Origin of the sequence: Aureibaculum luteum (assembly GCF_003449015.1) — a bacterium.
Lineage (GTDB): Bacteria > Bacteroidota > Bacteroidia > Flavobacteriales > Flavobacteriaceae > Aureibaculum > Aureibaculum luteum.
Genome location: NZ_QRGD01000001.1, coordinates 1117641 through 1141989, shown reverse-complemented (window position 1 = coordinate 1141989; position 24349 = coordinate 1117641). Strand labels below are relative to the sequence as shown.

Sequence of the window (24349 nt, the reverse complement as noted above, 5' to 3'; positions counted from 1 at the left end):
CTTACAAATATAGTCATTAATTCTTTAGAAGAAAACAAGTCTTTGAATTTATAATAACTTAAAAATTCCCCAACAACGTAAAAGAAAAATTACGCCCAGGAGCACTAATACCAGAGGCAAACTCTTTATAATGGTTGTCAAAAATATTGTCAATAGCAACCATAAAATCTAAGTTTTTCGAAAGCTTGTATTTTGAGTTAATATTTAAGGTTGTCCAAGCTGGTGTACCATAATAAGAATCTGTTTCCGCTAAATAAGGTGTTTCATCATAACGGTCAATATCTTCCGTAATATTATAGTCCTCTGGTCTTTTTCTACCATTAAATTTAAAATCGATACTACTATTAAATCTACCTTTTTCGTGACTTAATTCTACCATGCCAAATAACGGGGGAATAGACGATAACGGCTCTTCAGTATCATACGCCTTACCTTTGGTATACGTTACCGAAGCTCGTGTACTTAAATGGTCAGAAATTGTACCTTTTACATCAAATGTTCCTCCATAAATATAGGCTTGATCTTTATTTACATTAGCAACGATATTAGCCTCTTCTCCTTCATATATCATCGTTGTATTACCGTTTAACATAAAACCTTCACGAGTAATATAATTGTCTAACAATGTATAATAAACCGTTCCGCTAACATAGAATTTTTTCTTGTTAAAATATTTTAAAATCCCCAATTCCGCATTGTAGGCATATTCAGGTTTTAGATTAATGTTCGGTACCGTAACATCTCCTGATTTTTCGCGTACTTTACCGGTATCATCTAAGTTTGGTGAACGAAACCCAGAGGATAAAACACCATTAAATTGCCAATTAGTAACCGGTTTAAAGATGTACCCAAATGTTGCTGTTACTGCTGAATTATCAATAGTGATATCATTATCTGGCAACGTAAAAAAAGTATCATCTATCCAAGTAGCCGCTAAATTTGTATACGTAAAACGAATTCCTGAATTTAACGTGGAAGTCTTACTAATATCTTGACGATAATTTACATAGGTAGCAGCTGTAGAATACGTACTTCCACCATCCGCATACCTAGATTGTACAGCAAAAGTACCTGAATAACCTGTAATTGTATTCCCACTAACAGCCAACGTTTTTCCTTCAGGGTTAGAGCCCACATCATTATGCGTAAGTTCACCTCCATAAGATAAAATACGATCTTTTGTTTTTGTTAAGGGCACAGAAAAGTCTGCATTTAAGCTAAAAATATCTACATTTTCTGTTTTATAAGACCTATCTAGACTGTTAAATTTTCTGTCGATACGAGATTCTTCTATATCTTGATAAGCCAATGTAATTAAACCATGGTTCATCCATTTTTTTTCTGGGTTGAGCTCCAATTGAGTGGATACCATAAATCTACTTTGTGGCCCATAATACCACTCTGCATATCGCAACTCGCCATCTCTCCTTTCTGTTAACCTATCAAAACGCGGAATATCAGAAGTAGTACTGTATTGTAAATTTATACTCAAACTTGATTTATCAGTAAGCGGAATAAGTAATTTTTGTAAAAAATCAGTTTGATCAAATCCTGTATTCTTTTGCAAATTGGGATTAGAATTAGCTATTGGTGTTTCACTATAATAATTATCTGAATTATTGGAAAATTCAGTTACTTTACCCCAATCATCAAAACCATGATTTCGACTTTTTCCCATCATTAAATCACCAAACTTACTGTGAGAAATACTCGTGTAACTCGCTATTTTTTTCAAAGAGAGTTCTACTCCCGCTTGTACAGTAAATTCATTGTTTACCGTACTATACCTCATTAAACCAGCACCATTTACATTAGGCTTATTGCTTAAAGTTGGTTTTCTGGTATAATAATGAATTACCCCTCCTAAAGCATCAGACCCATAAATAACGGACGAAGGACCAAATATTACTTCAGTTCTCTCTAACATTGTTGGCGATACCGTAATAGAATTTTGTAAATGTCCTTTTCTGTAAATGGCATTGTTCATACGAACACCATCAACCACCAATAACACTCTATTTGATTCCATACCTCGTAATACAGGACTTCCACCACCAAACTGTGATTTTTGTACTTTTATACCAGGCATTTCAGCTAACAAATCTGCCGAAGTCTGTGGAGAAATTTTTTGAATATCTTTTATTGAAAAAACATCTATTTGTTCCGCAATTCGATTACGTGATTCTTTACTTTTTGATGTAGATAAGAAAACCTCATCTAAAGTGTGTTCAGTACTTTTTAAAATAATTTTATCAGTTGTAATTTGCCGTTTTAAAACTTCATATTCTATATATGAAAAATGAGTAAAAGATAAAATGTCATTAAATTTAAAAATAGAAAGATCTGCCTTTCCATCTTTATCTGAAACTACATGTTTTGTTTTATTTTCATTAAAAATGGCCACATTAGAAATTGGGAACCTGCTTTCTTCATCTAAAACAGTAATTGTTTGTGCATTTGAAGTAAAATAAGAAAAGATTAAAATAAGTAATAAAAAACGCTTCATCTCTATTAATTTTACCAACCTATTTGTTTTAATTTGTTAATATAGATTGATTATAATTTTATTAAAGGCCTATTAAAGGCCTAGTTAAACACAGCTTTTAAAACTTCTAAAGATCTCGGTTTTCTAAATCCTGGTAAATGTAATTCAAAATATTGGATTAGAATTTCTAGTAATTCGTGTCTATTCGTTTTATTAAGTTTTAGCTCATTCTCTATATCAAAATTTGTGCCGAGTAGTGCTTTAAAATAATCTAAATTTTTACCAGAAATGTATAGGTTTGATATAATGTGATTTGTGAATTTACCTTCATTCAAATCGAAATACAAAAATTGGTTACCTTTTTCAGGATAGAACCCTAAATATTTAGTGAGATTCATCAAAAACACCAAATGAAAATTGGGTGTTTCTGAATGGTTATCTAACCATTGAAAGGCGGTTTCTAAATAACTAAATAACGACTGATTTTCTTCTTCTTCCTTTAACGCATGAGAGAGTACTTCAGATAAAAAAACCATCATGGTTTGTTTAATAACGTTATTGTGAATTGTGGTATATGGTGTACTAATTTTAGCCTCTTTTATAAAATGTAATGTTCTGTTACTATTATAATTAGCCGTTATTTCTAATTGCGTTAGGGGTTGAAAAAATGCAGGAGCTAACTTACCTTTTGTTGCTTTAAAAATTCGTTTAACCATATAAGACCTTAATCCTTGCTCTGTATAGCATTTTACAATAAGATCGTAGTCGCCATATTTAATGGCGTTAAGTACAATTGCTTTGCTTGTAATTAGCATTTTAATTAATTATAGCTATTTTAGTAATTGAAGTTTCTGACTTGTCTGGAATTGTTAGAAGCACTATATAAATACCCGAAGCAACTTTTCTGCCAGCCAAATTAGTTTTGTTCCAAATTACTTTACCTCCTTTTAATTCTTGACCTTCAATTACGTTGGTCTCATGAACCAATCGCCCAGAGGCATCTAAAATTTTTACATTAGTTCCTCTAGGTAAATGCGTACCATTTCTACCATCAATAGTAACAAAAGAATGTTCTTTTTTAACAGGATTTGGATAAGCGTATACTTCGCCCAAACTCTCTCCAAATGGAGCTACATTATTATTGAAAGCCACCAAGCCTTTATCTGTTGCAATAAACACTTTACCGTTACTATTATCCACTTTAATTTTAATAATTTTATTAGACGGTATAGGTGAATTATTCTTATTAAAATTGAATAAAGTCTCTTGCCCTGATGAATTTGTACCAAGCACTCCACCCGTATCAGTACCAAACCATTTGTTATCAGCCCCATCAATAGCAATAGAACTTACAGATTGATCTCCTAATAATTTTTTAGCAATACCATCGTCATCAACAACTATTGAAGAAGCATCGTAAATAGCATCGTCAAAAACACTACCTGCATTAAAATAAACGACCAGACCTTTTTTTGTACCAATCCAAATTCTGTTGTTACGATCAACAGCCAGCGTTCTAACATTTGGATCAGGTAAAGAGCCTTTATTAGTTTCTGTAACTAACGCTCTTTTTCTATCACCTGATTCATTATAAACTAGCACACCATTACGTCTAGAGCCCATCCAAATACTACCAGTTCTATCAACAATTAGCTCGGTTAACCCAAAAGCACCATTGGTAATAATTGAACTTAAATCAAATTCGCCCCAAGCACCACTAGGGCTTCTTTTTTTTAATCTGTTGTTTACCCAAGAATTGCTTACCCAAAAATTTCCACGATTATCAAATGCAGTACCATTAATTCGAACACTACTGTAATTAAGATTATCTGGAGCTAAATCTTCTAACCCACTGTTGGTTTGATTCCAAAAAGTTGTTATTTCATCATTTTCTACGACTAAAATTCCACCCGTGGCACCGAGTTGACCTGCAGATGTTTGTCCGAATGAACTGACATACGCTTTTTCTATATTATCAGGATCTACCGTTACGTGTACTAAATCTCTCACAGGAGCTATACTGCTGTAGGGTATATTAACCCAGTCTGAGCCATTAAAATGACTAATTGGACGTTCACTCTGTTGTGGCGTAAAGGCATCGTTATACCCACCATAAACGACCCAGATGTGATCATTTTCTGAAGTAATCGAAAATATATCGTTTGAAATTGGACCCTGCGGATGGATTTCATTGTGTTCGATACCATTTGAAAAGCTCCGGTTTAAAATTCCAAATTCCGTTGTGCCTAGATAAATGGAATTATTTTCTGCAAAAGCAGCTTGTAAAATATAATCATATTCTACTGTAGTATTTGCAACTACTTCTTGTGACAATGCTGAATTATAAACATAAGCAGATTTTTGAGTTGTCACTGTAATATAATTCTCAGAAGCTTTTATTTGTAAAATAGTATCAGGTAAAAAATTAATCAACTGTAAACCCATTCCAATAATTTTATAAAATCCACTAAGTTTTGATGTAAATAATTCATTATTAAAAACCGTTATTGTTTTAAAATCGCCTAAAAAGTCACCTTGTGGTTGCTGCCAGTTATTAAAATCAATCAAACTATTACTATTAACATCTGCCGTATAAATTCCACTTTCAGTGGCCGCATAAATCACATTGTTATAAACGGCAATTTGATTTATGTTCTCTGTTGAAGAATTATTGCCTATGAAATAAGTATCTTGATATTCTAATTTATCAATATCATAAACGACAATTGCAAATGGTGTAGAAAAATAGAGCTTATCATTATATTCTGTGATCTGATTTATCCCTTTCTCTCCTGTAATACTTAGACGTTGAATATCTGTAGCCAAGGTAATTTTACCCTTGTCATCAACTATTTCTAATAAGCCATTTTGATAGCCTATAACTAGTTTTTTATGAATATCACTATAATAAATGCTAGATGTAGTTTCTCCGGACAACCCTTGAACGGAAGATAATTTTTCAATTTCCTGGGTTACTGTATCATAAATAAATACAGCATTATCAGTTACTGCATATATTTTTGATTCTACCTTAATAAAATCTTTTACATTGTTATACGAGTAAAAATCTTCCCAATTTGAACTAAAATCAGTTTGTGACCAACTGGGCAAGTTAGACATCAACACAAATAAGAAAATTAATCTCTTTATCATTACGAATAGATTTCTGCCAAAGATATTCAATAATAACTAGAACAAAAACAATTTTGAATTCTTACAATTTTCTAAAAAAGGCATAAAAAAACCTCAAATTAATAGCATTTTGAGGTTTTTTTGGAATAACTTTAAATCATTCCTTTTCATAGTAATTTTCCCTTATACGAATCAGTCTCTTTGTTTTTTATGGATGTGAAATTACAGCAATGGTTTCTGTTTTTTTAAAAACCCAATCAGTCCCCGTTTTTATATACACAATGTTTTGTATTACTTCTTCTTCGTCCAATTTTATTTTAACCGTCCTAACATATCGCGTCTCATCTGCATTTTGCAATACCATACCTTCATCTACAAAACCTAATACTTTTCCTTTAGTGTCTACATTGCTTAATACGTCAGCATCTGATGGTTTAGAGAATGATGTTATAGACATTGGGTTTCCAAGTAATTATATTTATAACTCAAATTTACGCTATGTTTTTGTTTGCATGAATTAAATTCAATGAATGAACTGAAAAGATTAATAAACGGTAAGATTTTAGCAGTAAATGGTAAATAAAGATTGCAAAATAAGGATAAAAATATACCTAAAAACGTTAGTTTGAATTGATTAAAGCCTGTTAAAGTATCTTTTTAGGAAATTTGATAGTAACTTTTGTACCCGTATTATTATGATCAGAAATATCTTCAATAATTACATATACCTTTTGATTTTCATGTAAGAGCTTTATTCTATCTTCTGAAGCTTTTAAACCAAAGGGTTTTCTATCCGATTTATATTTTGCACGTTTAGCTTGTGATTCTTTTATACCTACACCATTGTCTATTATTTCACATCGTATATTGTCTTCCTCATCGTATATGGAAAGGCTAATTCTTTTATAATCCTTTTTTGTATTAAACCCATGCCAAATAGCATTTTCTATATATGGTTGCATAAATAATGGTGGTACTTGAATATCTCTTAAATTTATACCTTCATCTATAGTTACAACATAGTCAAAGCCACCAATCGTCCGCATTTGCTCTAGCTTTATATATAAACCTAAAATGCCTAAATCATCTTCTAATGGTATTGTTAAACTTGTAGAATTTTTAAGTACTTCTCGTATTAATCTAGAAAATTTTGTAATATAATCTGATGCTTTTTCTTTATCATGTTGTAATACAAAGTTATTAATAGAATTTAATGAATTGTACAAAAAATGAGGATCCATTTGAGTTTGCAAAATGGTCATTTTTAGATCATTCATTTCTTTTGTTTTTATGATCAGTTCATTTTCGATTTTTATTTTATTTTTTTCATATGTTCTTAACTTATTCCCAATTAATAAGGCAGTCATTAACATTTCTATTAAAGCACCTAAATACATTAATAATTTTGGCTGCATACCCATAAAATGTTCATTATCAAATGCCATTTTTAATAAATATGCCGCAATTGCTAACGTTAAATAAGATACGGATCCAATAATAAAATAAGTAACATGCTTTCCTTCTATTTTAGTTAACACAAAATAGGTAAGTACAGAGAATACAGCAATTATGGGCATTAAAAAGATAAATGCCCTTTCTTGATAGCTATGTCCAAAAAAGAATTGAATTCCAATAAAAACGAATGCTATTATAAAAGTAAAACGCATGGCCAAAACAATCATCCGATCCCATTCTGGGATTTTCTTTTTTGTTTCTAAAACATCTCTACCAAAGGCAATATAAGAAGCCAATCCTAAAAGTAATAAGGGGTAATTTATATAATCATAAATTAAATCGAACCTACCGTTGCTACTATTTTTAAGATAGTATAGGAAAAAAAAAAGTAAAAATAAACTGTAATAAAGGTATTGTTTTCTTTTATTTAGAATGAAGAATATAAAGCTATATAATGCAGCAAACAACAAACCACCTCTTATCCATGCATATAATTCAGAACTTAATTCAAATAGCATAAGGGGCGTTTTTATAAATCTAATGGAAAATTAAATGATTAGAAAAACCTTTCTAACAATTCATTTTTTTTGTTTCTACTAACAGAAGCTTCTAAATTATTAATCAACGTTAAGACATCTCCATCTTTTTTAGAAAATTCTTTAACATGATTCATATTAACCAAATAGGAGGCGTGAACTCGAAAAAACTCAGGATAATTAAATTTCTTTTCAACTTCTTTCAGCGTTTTAGTGACCAATAATGTCCTTTTATCGCTTAAATGAACAGTAGTATAGCTTTTGTCAGCTTTTAACATTACAATGTCATCTCTGTCAAACAAAGAAATTTTACCATCAGCTGCAATACTAATCTTATCATTTTTCCTTTTCAAATTTGAAAATAGAGATTGTAATTTGTCTTCAATTACATTTTCTTTTCTAGACACTCTAACTTTTTGAACTGAGGTAATTAATTCATCTTTATCTACAGGCTTTAGCAAATAATCAATAGCAGAGACTTTTATTGCTTTTAAAGCAAACTCGTCATGTGCGGTTGTAAATATGAGATCAAAATTAGTGTAGGATAATTGTTGTAATAATGTAAATCCATCCATTTCTGGCATTTCAATATCTAAAAAAACCAAATCTGGTTTCTCTCTATCAATTGTATTTATGGCTTCTTTAGGGTCATTACATTTGATAATTTCTATATCATCAATATAACGATTTAATTTCCATTCTAAAGCTTCGAGTGCATTGATTTCGTCATCAACAATTACTGTCTTTAACATGGGTTAGGGGTTGCAATTAGAGTTATTTAATTGCAAGATACTACATTTTCAGTATTTTACATAAAAGTTAATCTGTAATTTCAATAACTCGCTTAATTTCATTGCCCAATTCATCAACAACAGTAACGATATGTTTCCCTGGTTTTGGACGCAATGCCAATTCATGAAAAGTTTGGGTTGTGCCCATATAATTCTCGTCTAAATACCAGAAAACTTTTATATCTGCTATATTATGTGCTAGCCTAAAAACCAACTGATTGGTATTTTCGTCAAAATCTTTTGGTAAAAATACTTTAACCGATTCCTTAGGGTAAATAAAGTCCATTACTGCCTTATTGCTTGATAAACAGCCCGGTAAAAATAAAGGCAGGTTCTTATAAGAAGGATTTTTACGCTGATAGTAAAACGCCTCTAAAGGAGGTAAAACAAACCAAGAAGTATGTTTCATTTTATTGATAGGGTAACAAGAGGAGTTTACTTGATGTTGTTCGCTTTCGTCTAAATGTACCCATACATGATAGGGACAAGCCTTGGTTTTTAATCCAGCTCGCTGTACAAAAACAGAATCTTTTTGCACACAAATTTCAGAAGCCCTATACCCACTTTTAGCACACACAGGAATTTTTTCTAACTCATCAAATGGCTTGGTAAACCATTTACTTCTAGGTAAGACATCAAAAACGTCAAACAAAATTGGAGCCGCAGTTGAAACGCCAACTAATCCTGGTCTCCCTTCACCATCAGCATTACCCACCCAAACGCCAACAACATAATCTTTGGTTGAGCCAATAGCCCATGCATCTCTAAATCCGAAACTAGTGCCTGTTTTCCAAGCAATTTCTTTTGAGGAATCAAAAAATTCCCAGTTTTCTTCTCCTTGAGGCCTGTTTACTTCCTTTAATGATTCATAAGTCATGTAAATAGACCCTGCATCAAATATTGTTTTTTCGGTAGATAATTTTCCAAAATCGACTTCTGTATCTGATAGAAAAGTAGGGTTTACAAACTCATTTGTGTAATATTTACCACTGGTTTCTTCGTAATGATTGATGGTTGATGACATGCCAGCATAACTTTTACATAAATCCCATAAATTGCTTTCAGCACCACCCAAAATTAGTGAAAGTCCATAATGATTAGCATTGTATTTAATATCTGTTAAGCCTAATTCTTTTACGTAATGATGAAACCTGTCCAAGCCGAACTGCTGTAACATTCTAACTGCAGGTACATTTAAAGACCTTGACAAGGCTCTACTTGCAGGTACGGCACCATCGTATTCTAAATTAAAATTTTTGGGGTTATAGCTCGCTATTTGAGTGGGAACATCTGCCACCAAGGTGTTTGGCAAAATTTCTCCAGCATCAAGCATTGCAGCGTATAAAAATGGCTTTAAAATACTACCTGTACTTCTTGGTTTATCAACAACATCTACATCTTTTTGATGTTCATTATCTGTGGGAGCATTACCCACATAAGCCATTACTTGTCTCGTTTTAACATTTAATACTAATACACCTATATTATAAATTTGATTTTGTTGTAGCGTATTGTAATTGTTCTTAACAATAGTATTTACACGTTGCTGTAAGGCTTTATCTACGGATGATTTAACTCGTTTACCGTTATGCTCACTATGTACAGCTTGCAACAAATGTGGAGCAATTTGTGGTAAAGGAAACGGTTTTTGAGGCAGCCTTTCTTGAATAGCCAATTCATATGTCAATTCATCGATAGTGCCATCATCAAATAATTTTTTTAATAACCTATTCCGCTTTTCTAATAATCGTTGTTGATTTTTACCTGGATAAATTAAACTTGGTGCATTTGGCAACACAGCTAGTGTTGCACTTTCCGCCCAAGATAAATCATTTGGGTTTCTACCAAAATATCGCCAAGCAGCAACATCTAAACCCACCACATTTCCTCCAAAAGGAGCATTTGCTGCATACAATTCTAGAATATCATCTTTATTATGACGAAACTCCAATCGCGTTGCGAGAATGATCTCAATTAACTTTTCAAAATAGGTTCTACTTTGACCCTTTCGTGATAATCGAATTACTTGTTGTGTCAAAGTACTACCGCCACGTTTTACACTTCCTGATTTTATATTTTGCCAAAAAGCTTTTGCAATAGAAACAGGATTAAAACCAGGATGTTTATAAAAATAAGCATCTTCAAAAGCAACAATAGAAGCTGAAAATTTTGTGGGAATACTATCTGAATTTGGAAAACGCCATTGTCCATCTGTAGCAATTTGAGCTCCTAATAATTGCCCATCACTACTCTCAATAACAGTAGATGTAGGCTCAGAAAATAATTGTTTTGGTAATGAAAAATAATACCAAATTAAAAGTATTACAATAATAACACTCTTGATTTTATGGGTTTTAATTAAGGAAATTATTTTGTTCATTGTGCATTTTCAATTGCAGAAACAAAACCTACAAAGCCAAAAGACCTTGTAGGTTATATTATTAGGTAAAAGTAAGGCAATTATTTAATTACCTGAATCCACTGTCCTTTGTCTCGCACAAAATAATCGTTGTCGTACATTGCTTCCGCTTGAATACCTGGCAAGTAATATTTACCTAAATAAGAAGCGTTCAATTGTACAGTAAACGTTTTCGTTTTTTGTCTTTCTAAATCAAAATAGAAATTGACTCTATCATCTCTAATATCTGTAAAATTAGCCTGACTTGTGGTTGAATTACCATAATCAGTAAAGCGAGTATTTATAATTTCCCATCCAGAAGGGAAAATTTCTGTTAACGCGATATTAGCTACATATTCGTATTTTAAATTGCTCACGGTTACTGTAGCTGTAAAATCGGTTCCTTGAGCTAATTTTGTAATATCTATACGTCTTCCGCCAGTATCTTTATACACTACTTGCACACTTAAATTTCGTTTTTCTACCATTTCTTCGCCTAAAGGCAAAATTCCAGAATTCAAGACGGTAACATAAACCGTATTTGCTTTTTTATTGGTTACTTTTAAACTATTAGCACCATCTACAATCTTCAATTTTCGTTGGGCAATAGATTTTTTGGTACTAACAGCATCACTTTTAGTTCCATTATTACTGAACTCTACATTCAAATCTTTACCGCCACCAATTTCTACCATTTTAGACATAGCCAATAAACTGTAAGCTGTTGTTTGCGTACTCATCCATCTATCAGCTGACAACTCCTTTGCTAAATATTCGGACATTTCTCTCGATTTTGGATTGTCAGTCAATAACATTGTTTCCATTGCCATAGCTCTATTTCTGTTCGTTGAACCGTACGTATAATAATCATACGTGTTAGATTCAAAATGGATATTTGCTGTTTGAGCTATTTTCTTAGCCACTTCTTTTTGTCCTGCCAAGGCATACGCCGCTGCCAATCTCCATTTTGCATCGTTAGAAAGTTGGTTATATTCACGCAATCTGTTCATTGAACCTAAATCAGCATGACCCGCTAAAGCTAAAGTATATAAACGATAAGCTTGTGCTAAATCCGTATTGTAACGTCTAGCGTTAGCTCTCCAATTTCTAGCAGCTTCTTGTTGATATTTTAACCAATTGTTCATAAAGGTTAAAGGCATTACATACCCTTTTTTCTGTGCTTCCAGCATAAAATGGCCCGCATAACTTGTTCCCCAATCATTCGCATTGTTTTGCCCCATCCAATAACTCAATCCGCCACTTGGAGTTTGATATCTTCCCAAACGTTCTACTGTCTTTTTAATGTTATTATCAATTTCTTGTTTTTTATCAAAAGTCAAGTCCAAAATATCCGTCAAATACAATTGAGGGAAACCGCTTGACGTAGTTTGTTCTACACAACCATGTGGGTAACGAATTAAATACTGTAACCTTCTTGTAAAATCCATCGGAGGCAATGTAGAAAACTCTACTTGAGCAAAGCTTGTTCCTGGCACTCCAAAACTGGTAAAATCAATATTTTGAGATGCATTCGGTTCTAAAACGACTTGTGTTGAACGTGAACTTATCGGGTTGGGATTAACAACATCAATTTCTACTTTGTAAGATGATTTCTCTCCATTACCAGATGCCAATACTTCAATGGTACCAATTCCTTGTGCTTTACTAACGTCTAACTCAAAATAAACCATTTTCTCATCTGGTTTATCAAAAGTTACCGATTGGGTTTGTTCACCAACAATAGTAATTCCATCACTCAATTTCAAACTTATATTCGCTCTTTTTACCTTATCTTCCATTGCAAAAATGGTAACAGGTAATGTCACTTTTTCACCAGGACTTAACTTCCTAGGTAAGGAAGATAATACCATTAGTGGTTTACGAACAGGAGTTGTTTCACTAGCACTTCCATAAGCTTCCTTAGAATTGTCACCAGCAATAACCATTGTTCTAACTGAACCAATGTATTTAGGCATCTGTATTTCGTGTGATGCTGTTTTTCCTTTATCCAATGTAAAAGGTCCTAAATACGTAACCACAGGCTTAAATCTATTCGCTTTTTTAGGTTTTTTAGGCCCTGCATCTTCATCTCCACCAATGGCGAAAATTTGTGCAATTGTTCCGCCATAAGCTCCAATTACATAATCAAAAATATCCCAAGTTTTTACACCTAGTGCTTCTTTACTATAAAATTCATCCCAAGCATTTGGCGTGTTAAATCGTGTTAAATCTAATAAACCATCATCTACCACTGCCAAGGTATATGTCATTGGTTTACCTTGTTTTTCACTCACTTTAACTGTAAATTTTTCTTCAGGTTTCAATACTTTCGGCATTGAAATTTGAGGTTCTAAAATTGTATTAGGGTCCTTAACCATCAACGGAATTACACCATACATACGAATTGGCAAGTCATTTGCCGTTGAAGCATGTGGCTGCAACAATGATATGTTTACAAACACATTTGGAGCCATTTCTTTAGTGATATCAATTTCAGTTGTCGTTTCTCCTTTTTGGGTTTTAATCCATCTTTGATCAATTACTTCCGTTCCATTTTCTATACTAATTAAAGCCCTACCTACTGTTCCTGATGGGAAGGTAATCTTTGCTTTTTCACCTACATTATAATCGGTTTTATCTGAAGAAAACACCAACATTGTAGCACCAGAAGCATCACTACCAGCAGGCCTTTTCCACCAATCTTTATAAAAATAAGCTGTTCTACCTGTTGCGTGACCACTTTCGGGATCATATACACGTATTAGGTATCTTCCACCTTCTTCATCGGGCACATTAATTTTAAAAGTGCCTTTACCATTAGCAGAAGTATTAATCACTTTAGTTAAAATTGGTTTGTGATATTGGCTACCTACATACGAAGCTAAATCGTCATAAGACGAGTTCCACCACCAACGCCATTCTACTTTATATACTTTTACTTGAACTCCTTTTTTAGCAATTGGATTCCCTTGATTATTAACTGTCACCAAATCAAACTCAACATCTTCATCAGTAAAATAAGAACCATAAGCCTTAGCTTCTGGAGATTGTAAGCCAACAAATGCATCATAAGGTGCAAAATTCTTTGAAATAACATCAATAGAGAAGTCACCACCATTTTCAAATGCTCTCGTTAAAAATGAAGCTCTAAGCATGCCTGGAGCTTTACTATTAAAACTCAGTTTTTTAGTCAAATTTGCATTTCCTTCAGCATCTAATTTACCATCAAATACGGTTACTTCTTCTGGAGTAAATTTTCTGGTAGGGTCAGAGAAAACATAATTTGGATACTTATCAAAAGCTGTTGAGGTACTCGTAAATTTGACTTTTACATCAGCTTTCAAATTTTTAGCATCTGCACCATGAAGCCATTTAACGGATAATTTTCCGTCAATAGGTGTATTGGCGGTTAAAATTTCATCTTCAAAATCAATGGCAATTTTTAAACGATTTGGCTTAACCGTTTCTACTTTTAAAGCTTTATAGAAATTTGCTCCACCAACACTTATTTTAGCATTCCAATTACCTGTAGCAGCCGTTTCATCCGTTACAACGGTAAACTTATGGAAGCCATTTTTTCCATCAGTATCTATTAATTTATGCGTTAATTTACCATGAGGATCTGTAATTTCTAACTTAACAGGATGGTTTTTAGGTAGCGGATTTGCAACATCATTTAACATAAAAGTTAAATGAATACTATCTCCAGGTCTCCAAACACCACGCTCACCATAAATATAACCTTTTAAGCCTTTTTGTAATTGTTTACCCGAAACGTCGAACTTACTTAACGATAGTGAATAACCATCATTAAGTTTAAGATAGGTTTTTTGTCCGGCATGAGAGACCACCGCAAAATGGGCATTTTTTTCTGCCTTGTATAATGCAAAGCCTTGACTATCCGTATTTACAGTGCCTATTTCTTGTTGTTGGAAATTAAATAATTCTATTTTTGCTCCAGAAATAGGAGTGGTTGTTAAAATATCTGTAACCGCAAAATGATACGATTTATCAACTCCTTTTTTGGCAATAACACCTAAGTTGGTTGCCATTACATTAGCCGTAGCAATATTATTTTCGTTAAAATAATACGCCTCTTTACAAGGGTTTTCTCTATCCTCCCAATTGTAATATCTGTGGTTTTTATAATTGTAAATCAAGTTATCCCAATATTGTTCTTCGCGTTCTTCTAGTTCATCTTCAGCAAGGTTAGTGTCATCATAATCATCATCTTCAAAATACGCATCGTAATCTTCAGTTTCAACGTTAGTGACCAATTGACTTCCGTCGCAATTATTTAAAGCATACTCTTGGGTAAAACTTAATTCAATTCTATAAATAGCCCCAGGATCTGTTTTAATCATCTTAGAAAGGTCAACGGCATACGTTTTCCATTTACCATCATTTTCTATATCAGATTTTATCAACGTCATGGTTTGTTTAGCTACACGACGACCAACACGTCTTATACTGTAACTATTAATACCATTAAGATTTTCTTCTTGTAAGAATTGTAAAATGTTATTCTCAAAAATTTTGATAACTCTAATGTCTACCGCTTTTAAATTAACGGCTTCAAAATTGAGTTGTAAATTTTTTGAATCTGGTAGAATTACACCATTGCTCATTAATTTAACAGCTGGTTTTAACTCTTCAAAAGCGATTTGTTCCGAGAATTTTTTCTTGAATTTAAAACCGTATACATTGGTTATACCAGAAAAAACATCTACTTGTACATTACCCTTCAATCGTGTTCCAGGATAAACTTTTAATACATTTCCATCAACTACATATTTTAAATTTTGAGCTCCTGCTATTGCAACCAGACCTTTAAAATTCTGTTGCTTTTTAATTGGATCTGAAAAATTTAATGCTAAATGCTGTTCAGGTGATTGAATTACATCTGCATTCACGATAGAAAAATTGCTAATACCAGGAATAACTCTTTTTGCTTCACCTACATTATCAATTCCAACATCTTTACCTGACCATTTTATATCTATTTCTGAGTCGTCTTTTAATCGTTGTATACTATCAATTTTAAATTGATATACCGAAGAATTCTGTGACACAGGCAACCATTTTATCGATAATGGTTTCCCATTTTGCGTAACACTAACTAATTTTTCTACCATTTCTAATGGAATTACATCAGCGGAGCGTAAAACACCTTCAATGTATTGCCATTCTTTACTATATGATTGTAAGTTATTTGTATTTAAAGCAAAATTTGGTTTAATCGTTTTAAACTTAAAAGTATATTCCTTAAACTCTGATGGCAAGTTTAAGTACATTTTTGAAAGGTTTACATTGATGGTGTATTCAGTATCAGGTTTTAAATTTTCTTCAGGATTAAAAACAAATGTTCTAGAGTTTAATGCCTTTAATTTTCCTTTTACAGCTGGTGATATCGTAATAAGGTCTTCTGAAATTTCTTTATCAGGCTCCCAACCTTCCACTTCTTTTGCCAAACCTATTTGTAAAGATTCGGTAACAGAGACAACACCTGAAGTAGTGTAATAAATATAATCTTTAAATTTAAAAAGGTTATCAGTATCTTCTTGAGGGTTTTCTTTTTTACATGATATTACAATTATCAATAATAAAAATAGGCTAAAAATACGTTTTAAGAACTTCATTATAAAAGGGTTAAGTTACAATACTGCGTATACACAACAATATTACTATATAACCACAAAATTAATTGATTATTGTACAATTTGATACATGAATAGGGGGTTTATTGCATCCCTGAAAAATGGGGGTTTTTTCCTTATCTTTGATTAAAATCAATAACCATGGAAAACCTATATAACACAGGTATAAAATTTGCCCCTCAACTTTTAATCTTAGTTTTTATTACCATTACTTTTTTACAATCTGGTATAGACAAAATAACGGATTGGCAAGGAAATGTGTCTTTTTTAAAAGATCATTTTGCAAAAACATTTCTAAGAAATAGTGTGCCTTTGTTACTTATTATTATTCTAGTAAGTGAAGTAATTGTAGGCTTTTTAAGTATTGTAGGAATAATACAAGTATATATTTCTGAAAGTACTACAATAGGCTTTTTAGCCGCTGTAATAGCCTCAAAAATATTATTAATGTTGTTGTTCGGTCAACGTGTTGCAAAGGATTATGCTGGAGCTATGACTATTGTAGTTTACTTTATGGTAACTGTATTTGGTGTTTATATTTTAAGATAGTGTTAAAACGTTTTCTCCTACATCTACCCCATCAATAAAAATGTTAACAGTATAAGTTCCTTTAGTGAATTTATGCACTATTTTATCAATAAACATTACGGCTTTAATACTTTGTTTATTATAGTAAATTGTTGTTAGGTCTGTATAAGGTTGATCATCACCTCCTTTTAAAGTAAAAACACCTTTTTCATTAACAACTTTTCCTTGAGGAGATTTTATCACTACATAAGCATCTTTGTATCCTTTTATGGCATTTGTGTTGGGTTGAATTCTAAAAATAACACGTAATGCATTTATCTTTTTTGCATTATACGTTTCAACATATTTACCTCTTTTACTTTGCATGGCTTTTACACTCACCTCGCTAGCATTAAGTACTACCTCTTTTTTAATTGTTGGCTCAATTACTGCTGTTACTTTTTTTTCTATTTGCTTTACTTCTGATTCATCAATGTCATTTTCCTTAGATTCTCGTTTAGCTTTTAAATCGGCCAATAATTGGTTTGGATCAGTTGTACTAATTGTACTTTTCGTTTGGGCATCTTCACGTTCAAAATTAAACTTTTCTGCTACTTTTTCTTCAGCCTTAGCGGTGGCAACTAATTTGTTAATCTCCTCATCTATAGGTTCCTTTTTAACTGAGGTTTTCTGATTTACTTTAGTTATTGGCTCTATTAATTGAGGTTTTTCTTTCTCCGTTTTTTCAGCTTCAATTTTGCCATAGTCTTCGTTGCTTTTTTCAATTTCCTTATTTAACCATTTTGCTTCTTCACTTAAAGTTTCCTCTTCAGGTTTAGATTCATTTAAAGTAATTGTTTTATTTTCTTTTTCTTCAGTTGTAGTTACATTATTAGTTAATGATTCAGAAACTAATACTTCCTCTTTTTTTTTGTATTCAATAGTAGATGCTTTAGCGACAAAATTTTCTTTTACTTTTTCAGTTATAATTGGTTTATCATTTTCGGCTAAACTATTAACTAGAGTAGAAGTTACAATTTCATTTTCTGGTTCAATTACTTCTTCTATTTCATCACTTTCTTCTATTGAGGGTTCTATTTTTTTCGTCTCAATATAACTAGATGTTTCTACAACTTTTTGAATTGGCTCTTTAGCTTTCTCTTCGAGAATTTCGGTTTTATCACTTACTGAATTATTATCAAAATTTTCTACTGAAGCTTGAGGGTTTATAAATGCAATTTCAGTTCTTCTATTCTTTTCATGTGCAGCTTCACTACATTCAATTCCATCTATACATTTATTAACCATTTTACTTTCTCCATATCCTTTCGCTTTTATTCTGCTTCTATCAATACCTTGAGAAACTAAATAATCAGCTGATGCTCTTGCTCTGCGTTCTGATAGCTTTAAGTTGTAATCACTATTTCCTCTTGAATCTGTATAAGATGATAACTCAACATGAATACTCTTATTATTCCTTAATATATCACCTAATTTATCTAATTCTCTAGCAGCCTTAGGTGTAATAATTGATTTGTCAAATCCGAAATAAACAGCTTCAACAGTTGCTTCATCTTCTTCTGCTGAAGTAGTAGTCTCAATGACATTAGCAATCGTTTCTACCTCCTCTTCATAAGCCTCCTCTTCTACTGCTTCTTCAATACCATTTTTAACTTCCTTGATATCATCAGCTACAGCGATAACTGTTTCTTCATCTTCAATTGCACCTATTAGTGTATTATCATTTTCAATTTCTTCAGCTGATTTCTTAATTAAGAACTTGTTGGCTTCCAACGTTGGTGCTTCTAAATAATTAGCTGTATTCACAATATGATCTTCCGTATTGTAATTTTTAGCTCCTGCTTTAATTGTATATGTTTTGTTACAGTCTAGGGTTATAGAATACATACCATCAGCATCTGTTCTAAACTCTTCAATTTCTGTATTTTCTCCATCATATAATGTAATAATTGCATCCTCAATAATTTCTTGTGTACCATTGTCTTTTACGATACCCGTAATTTCTTGAACACAAGGACCGTCTTCTTTTGTTTTTTCAACTAAAAAAGAATAAATATCATAATTGTTTTGACCTTGTAATCTGTTTGAAGAAAAGTAACCCTTACTATCACTACCATTAATAATAAATGCAAAATCGTCATTTAAACTATTAATAGGTGCATCTAAATGCTCGGCAATTGCTGTTGGGTTTTTTAAGTCAATAGTATAGATATCTAAATTCCCTAATCCATCTTTATGATTGTCTGACGAAAAGTATAATGTTAAATCTTCAGTAATATATGGTGTCACTTCGTTTCCAGAAGTATTAATTTTATTACCCAAATTAATAGGCTCTCCAAAACTACCATCATCATTTATGGCTACCATAAAAATATCTAACCCACCCAATGAAGAAGGCATGTCAGATGTAAAATATAACTCTTCACCACTTTTACTTAATGAAGGTTCTCCAAAAGAATAACGATTATTTGAAAATGGCAATTTCTCAACGTTAATCCAGTTCCCTTCTGAATCAACTTCAGCTTTAAATAATTGCTCTTTATCTTTTCTCTTGGGCGTCTTTCTATATTTCTTAGCAGAATAGTAAACCGTTCTTAAATCTGTACTGTAAGACGCTCCAGTTTTTGTAACCTTATTTGTTGGCAGTCCCTGAATTTGTTTTTTCTCAACAATGTCTCCTTCTTCACCTAAAGTTGCCAAAAATAAATTTGATTCAGATAGCTTCAAACTATTCGTATTTATTTTTTCAGTGTTTGGCGATTTGTATATAAACTGATTGTCACTTAAAAAAGTTACACCATAATCTGGTTGTGTAGTATTGGTTTCTAAATATTTTATTAAATATTTATTCTCAGCAGTTTGTGAAAAAACTGAAAACGAAAAATACAATAGCGTTGTAAATAATATAAATTTCTTCATTATTAAATCTAAGTTCTGTTAGCTTATTCATAACGACAGATTTTATAATTAAGTATTTGTTATCAACAACTTATTAACAAAAAAAAGCCTGATAAAATAAATTATCAGGCCTAAAGTGTTGATTATAAGTAGTTTTAAATTACTCTTTATTTTTGTAAGATTTGTTTAATTGCACCAAAACATCGTCAGTTATGTCTGCTTTTTCTTCACCATACATTACAGTTCCGTTACTTCCTGTAGTACCTAATACAAAATTGTAGCCTTTACCTTGAGCATATGTCTTTACGAAATCATTAATTTCTTTTGACAAAGCCTCTAAACTTTCTTGACCTTCAGCTTGTACTTGTTGTTGTATAACTTGTTGACGTTGATTTATTTGTTGTTGTTCTTGCATTAAAACCTGCTCTCTTTCAGCTCTGGAGTTTGCAGACATTTTCTGAATATTATCTTGATAAACTTTAGCTTTGTTTTGCCAATTAGAAATTAAACTATCTAGTTCAGCCTTCAACTTATCTGACTTTACTTTCATAGTGGCTTCAGTTTCTTTGGTGCCCTTATATTCTTTCATTATTTCTTCAACATCCACATAAGCGATTTTTACAGATTGTTGACAAGAGAATAATCCAAGTGCAACGATAACTACAATTACTAATTTTTTCATTCTTTACGTTTATTTTAAATTTTGGCAAATATATAAAAATAACCTCGCTCTATATCTAAAATTAATGTTATAAGTATAATTTATAAGACTTTAGATACTTATAGGTACTATTTATAGAAAACGACCTTAAAATACTGTCTTTTTAAAGAGCTTCTGTCGAGGTTTATAATGTAACACCATTAACAGCTACAAAAGAGCTTAAAAACTCTTAAAATAAATATTAAGCGTTTTTTATCACATAAATCAAAGATGAATACTCTTTAGAGGATCTGGCCTTACTATTTGACTTTAATCCTACCCAGAATGCCTTTACTAAGTTTGACTTTCCAGTTTTGTATTTTTCCGAAAGTAAACTAACATAAAAGGAGTCAAACTTCATTGGCAGTACTTTTTCTACTTTCATGTTTTCTTGCCCAAATAGATCTGAGATAGATTTTCTAGAAAAATGCCAAAGGTGTCTCGGCACATCATAGGCTGCCCAAAATTCTTTATAATGATTTGCATCAAAACTTTTAAAATTTGGAACGGCTACAATTAAAGTTCCATTTGGTTTTAAAAGCAATTTTAATTTGGCAATATATTCTTTCAGATTTGGAACATGTTCTAACACATGCCACATGGTTATGACATCATAAGATTCAGAATTCAATTCATTGATATCAGAAAAAATTTGAACTCTAGAGCCTCCTAATTTGGAATTCAATATTTCTACCGCTTTTTCGTTTGGCTCAACTCCTGTAACTTTCCATCCATCATTTTTACAGGCGGCTAAAAAGTCACCCGTTCCAGCACCAATATCTAAAATTGCTTTTTCGTCAGCATTGAAAGAATTAATAAGTTTTACCTTTTTCTTTATGGTATAATTTCTAACCGAATGATATAATTTATCTACGACAGATTTTTTTGTATCCGAATGCGAAATGTAGTCTTCACTTTCATAATATTTTCCTAGATCTTCTTCTTTTGGTTGTGGCGTTGTTACCAACAATTCAGATTCCTTATCTATACTAATAGAAAATGTTTCATGTGAAACAGTATAGTCTTTGCAAGAAATATAAGGTTCTAATGTATTGTTTTTGATTGGGGATTTTAATATTTGTTTCACGTGGAACTATGATTTTAATGTGTTATGAATTTTTACATATAATAATTTTGAAAGCTCGTTAGCCTTTCGAATAGCTTCTTCTTTGTTAGAAGTTTTAAAGACTGTATCTTGTTTGTTTCCATGAAAGAACTTTATAACATATAGTTTGTAACGAACTTCACCAAAAACTGTAGGGTACCACATCCAACCTCCGGCTTCCCTATAACCCTGATGAACTATAGAAATATAATTTGGATACAACAACGTTTTCTTTCGAGAAAAGAGCGGAAAACGATACATTCTAATTACTAATTTATTTTCAAAATTATTTTTAATTACATACTTGCAGTTTCAACCTAAAACCGCAATGCATAACAAACTAAACAATAAAAAATAACTATTGAAAACGCTCAACATCATAACAAAAAACAGAAATGGTAAGAGAACAAAAACCAAACTTAACATCGATAAGCTCTGTTTTAAAACAACTTCATTTTTTAAAGTATTAAAATTTAAATTGGTTTTAGAATTTTGTTTCACGTGGAACCATGATTTAATATTACTAAACTACCATTCATAGGCTAGAAAAATATATTAGAGTAGAGTTTTATTTAATGAGATTCCTCCTGCTTCGGAATGACAACTCCATTATTCACAATACAAAGTACATCTTTGGAAGAGATTAGAAGAGGCACCTTTACCTACCCATATAAACCAATAATACAGAAACATCACTTGGTTTAACTCCAGAAATTCTACTTGCCTGTGATATACTAGTTGGTTGAATTTTTGATAGTTTTTCGCGAGCCTCAAAAGACAATGATTTCAATTTATGATAATCAAAATCAGAAGGAATAGAAATGTTTTCTAGCCTATTTAGTTTATCAGCATTGTTCTTTTCCTTTTCTATATAACCAGCATATTTTACATGAATTTCTGTTTGCTCAACAATTTCATTGTCTATAACATTATCAATAATAAAATCATTAACACCTGGAAACTGTCTTACATCGTCAAAATCTAATTGTGGTCGAGAAGCCAATTTTATCATCTTCATAGACTGATCAACCTCAGCCGTTTTTTTGTTTATCAATATTGGATTTACATCTTCCGGTTTTATACTTGTCTCTTTAAGAAAAGCAACAAACAAATCTGTTTTTTCTTGCTTTTCATGAACACGATCTAATTGTTCTTTTGACGCTAATCCTATCTTATAAGACATTGGTGTTAATCGTAAATCAGCATTATCTTGTCTCAACAAAGTTCTATACTCCGCTCTTGATGTAAACATCCTGTAAGGCTCTTCTGTACCTTTAGTGATTAAATCATCTATTAAAACGCCTATATACGCTTCACTACGTTTTAATATAAATGGCTCACGCTCTTGTATTTTTAAAGCAGCATTAATACCTGCCATTAAACCTTGCGAACCCGCTTCTTCATAACCTGTGGTTCCATTAATCTGACCAGCAAAATATAAATTCTCCACCAGTTTAGTTTCTAGCGTATGCTTTAATTGTGTTGGAGGAAAATAATCATACTCTATTGCATAACCAAATCTAAAAAACTTTACATTTTCAAATCCTACAACTTTACGTAATGCTTTTGCTTGAACATCTTCAGGTAAAGAAGTTGAAAAACCATTTACATAGACCTCAACTGTATTCCATCCTTCAGGTTCAATAAACATTTGATGCCTATCTTTGGTAGCAAATCTATCTATCTTATCCTCTATAGAAGGACAATATCTCGGACCAATACTTTGTATTCTACCATTAAACATTGGAGACCTATCAAAACCTGTCCGTAACAAGTCATGCACTTCAAGACTCGTATAAGTCATATGACAAGACTTTTGATGCACTAATGGTTTTGTTAAGTTTGTATATGAGAATTTTTCTGGTTTAACATCTCCAGGTTGTTCTGTCATTTTAGAATAATCTAAAGACCTACCATCTACTCTAGGTGGTGTTCCAGTTTTCATTCTACCCGATTCAAAACCTAACTTAACTAAATCTTCAGTTATACCAGTTGAAGCTTTTTCACCTGCTCTACCTCCACCAAAGTTTTTATCGCCAATATGTATTAATCCATTTAAAAAAGTACCTGCTGTTAAGATAACCGACTTACACTTTATCGTCAATCCCAAACCTGTTTTTACACCAATAATCTTTCCCTTTTCAACAATCAAACCATTGACCATATCCTGGAAGAAATCTAAATTCTCAGTTTGTTCCAACATATTTCTCCACTCTTCAGCAAATCGCATTCTATCACTCTGAACCCTTGGACTCCACATTGCCGGACCTTTAGATTTATTCAGCATTTTAAATTGAATAGCAGATTTATCAGAAACAATTCCACTATAACCACCCAAGGCATCAATCTCTCTCACAATTTGTCCTTTAGCAATACCACCCATAGCAGGGTTACAACTCATCTGAGCGATATTTTGCAAGCTCATGGTTATTAACAAGGTCTTAGAGCCCATATTAGCACTAGCCGCTGCTGCTTCACTACCTGCATGACCTCCACCAACTACAATTACATCATATATGTCTTGAAAAATACTCATTGTTTTATGTGATACTAGTTATTATTTTTTAAACGTCACATAGAACATCCATAAATCTAACGTAGCTTTAAATAAAGCAGATGATGGATGTTTCACGTGGAACAATCTGTTCCGTTTTCCCTTAGGAG

The 24349-nt window shown here is 32.1% G+C and carries 14 protein-coding genes; 1 reads left to right on the top strand and 13 read right to left on the bottom strand.

The features are described 5' to 3' along the window. Nucleotides 1-58 precede the first annotated feature (58 nt). The 8 genes from D3P13_RS04985 to D3P13_RS04950 all read right to left on the bottom strand — a co-directional run bounded on the left by D3P13_RS04985 (nucleotide 59) and on the right by D3P13_RS04950 (nucleotide 16436). On the bottom strand, nucleotides 59-2506 hold the full coding sequence (locus D3P13_RS04985) for a TonB-dependent receptor (protein WP_117880166.1): 2448 nt from the start codon (nucleotides 2504-2506) through the stop codon (nucleotides 59-61). A gap of 80 nt (nucleotides 2507-2586) precedes the next feature. Next, complete coding sequence (recO, locus tag D3P13_RS04980; RefSeq protein ID WP_117880165.1) at nucleotides 2587-3300, bottom strand: DNA repair protein RecO; 714 nt, start codon at nucleotides 3298-3300, stop codon at nucleotides 2587-2589. Nucleotide 3301: 1 nt separating this feature from the next. Then, nucleotides 3302-5638, bottom strand: coding sequence for a type IX secretion system anionic LPS delivery protein PorZ (porZ, locus tag D3P13_RS04975; protein WP_232829130.1), 2337 nt, complete (start codon nucleotides 5636-5638; stop codon nucleotides 3302-3304). A gap of 187 nt (nucleotides 5639-5825) precedes the next feature. Further along, nucleotides 5826-6074, bottom strand: a complete 249-nt coding sequence (locus tag D3P13_RS04970) for a hypothetical protein (protein ID WP_117880164.1) — start codon at nucleotides 6072-6074, stop codon at nucleotides 5826-5828. 187 nt (nucleotides 6075-6261) lie between these two features. After that, nucleotides 6262-7590, bottom strand: coding sequence for a sensor histidine kinase (locus D3P13_RS04965; RefSeq protein WP_117880163.1), 1329 nt, complete (start codon nucleotides 7588-7590; stop codon nucleotides 6262-6264). A 38-nt stretch (nucleotides 7591-7628) separates the two neighbouring features. Continuing rightward, nucleotides 7629-8360, bottom strand: a complete 732-nt coding sequence (locus tag D3P13_RS04960) for a LytR/AlgR family response regulator transcription factor (RefSeq protein WP_117880162.1) — start codon at nucleotides 8358-8360, stop codon at nucleotides 7629-7631. Nucleotides 8361-8427: 67 nt separating this feature from the next. Beyond that, nucleotides 8428-10779, bottom strand: a complete 2352-nt coding sequence (gene pbpC / locus D3P13_RS04955) for a penicillin-binding protein 1C (protein WP_117880161.1) — start codon at nucleotides 10777-10779, stop codon at nucleotides 8428-8430. An 80-nt stretch (nucleotides 10780-10859) separates the two neighbouring features. After that, on the bottom strand, nucleotides 10860-16436 hold the full coding sequence (locus tag D3P13_RS04950; protein ID WP_117880160.1) for an alpha-2-macroglobulin family protein: 5577 nt from the start codon (nucleotides 16434-16436) through the stop codon (nucleotides 10860-10862). A 159-nt stretch (nucleotides 16437-16595) separates the two neighbouring features. Here D3P13_RS04950 and D3P13_RS04945 point away from each other — a divergent pair, with 159 nt between their 5' ends. Then, a complete protein-coding gene (locus tag D3P13_RS04945) occupies nucleotides 16596-17003 on the top strand; it encodes a DoxX family protein (protein WP_117880159.1) in 408 nt (135 codons plus the stop codon). Here the strand turns inward: D3P13_RS04945 and D3P13_RS04940 are convergent. From D3P13_RS04940 to mnmG, 5 genes are all read right to left on the bottom strand, one after another. Then, a complete protein-coding gene (locus D3P13_RS04940; RefSeq protein ID WP_117880158.1) occupies nucleotides 16995-19901 on the bottom strand; it encodes an OmpA family protein in 2907 nt (968 codons plus the stop codon). The genes D3P13_RS04945 and D3P13_RS04940 overlap by 9 nt on opposite strands. A 139-nt stretch (nucleotides 19902-20040) precedes the next feature. After that, nucleotides 20041-20562 carry an OmpH family outer membrane protein gene (locus D3P13_RS04935; protein WP_117880157.1) on the bottom strand — a complete coding sequence of 174 codons (522 nt, stop codon included), beginning with the start codon at nucleotides 20560-20562 and terminating at the stop codon, nucleotides 20041-20043. 220 nt (nucleotides 20563-20782) lie between these two features. Beyond that, entirely contained in the window at nucleotides 20783-21667 is an 885-nt protein-coding gene (locus D3P13_RS04930) for a class I SAM-dependent methyltransferase (protein ID WP_232829129.1), read from the bottom strand. Nucleotides 21668-21673: 6 nt separating this feature from the next. Next, complete coding sequence (locus D3P13_RS04925; protein WP_117880156.1) at nucleotides 21674-21946, bottom strand: hypothetical protein; 273 nt, start codon at nucleotides 21944-21946, stop codon at nucleotides 21674-21676. Between the two features lie 397 nt (nucleotides 21947-22343). Beyond that, nucleotides 22344-24215: a tRNA uridine-5-carboxymethylaminomethyl(34) synthesis enzyme MnmG gene (gene mnmG, locus D3P13_RS04920; RefSeq protein ID WP_117880269.1), complete on the bottom strand. Its 1872-nt coding sequence runs from the start codon at nucleotides 24213-24215 to the stop codon at nucleotides 22344-22346. Between the last annotated feature and the right edge of the window lie 134 nt (nucleotides 24216-24349).

What these genes read in the sequence shown, in the direction of transcription:
- D3P13_RS04985 (WP_117880166.1), bottom strand. Translation starts at nt 2,506, where the DNA reads ATGAAGCGTTTTTTATTACTTATTTTAATCTTTTCTTATTTTACTTCA.
- recO (WP_117880165.1), bottom strand. Translation starts at nt 3,300, where the DNA reads ATGCTAATTACAAGCAAAGCAATTGTACTTAACGCCATTAAATATGGC.
- porZ (WP_232829130.1), bottom strand. Translation starts at nt 5,638, where the DNA reads ATGATAAAGAGATTAATTTTCTTATTTGTGTTGATGTCTAACTTGCCC.
- D3P13_RS04970 (WP_117880164.1), bottom strand. Translation starts at nt 6,074, where the DNA reads ATGTCTATAACATCATTCTCTAAACCATCAGATGCTGACGTATTAAGC.
- D3P13_RS04965 (WP_117880163.1), bottom strand. Translation starts at nt 7,590, where the DNA reads ATGCTATTTGAATTAAGTTCTGAATTATATGCATGGATAAGAGGTGGT.
- D3P13_RS04960 (WP_117880162.1), bottom strand. Translation starts at nt 8,360, where the DNA reads ATGTTAAAGACAGTAATTGTTGATGACGAAATCAATGCACTCGAAGCT.
- pbpC (WP_117880161.1), bottom strand. Translation starts at nt 10,779, where the DNA reads ATGAACAAAATAATTTCCTTAATTAAAACCCATAAAATCAAGAGTGTT.
- D3P13_RS04950 (WP_117880160.1), bottom strand. Translation starts at nt 16,436, where the DNA reads ATGAAGTTCTTAAAACGTATTTTTAGCCTATTTTTATTATTGATAATT.
- D3P13_RS04945 (WP_117880159.1), top strand. Translation starts at nt 16,596, where the DNA reads ATGGAAAACCTATATAACACAGGTATAAAATTTGCCCCTCAACTTTTA.
- D3P13_RS04940 (WP_117880158.1), bottom strand. Translation starts at nt 19,901, where the DNA reads ATGAAGAAATTTATATTATTTACAACGCTATTGTATTTTTCGTTTTCA.
- D3P13_RS04935 (WP_117880157.1), bottom strand. Translation starts at nt 20,562, where the DNA reads ATGAAAAAATTAGTAATTGTAGTTATCGTTGCACTTGGATTATTCTCT.
- D3P13_RS04925 (WP_117880156.1), bottom strand. Translation starts at nt 21,946, where the DNA reads ATGTATCGTTTTCCGCTCTTTTCTCGAAAGAAAACGTTGTTGTATCCA.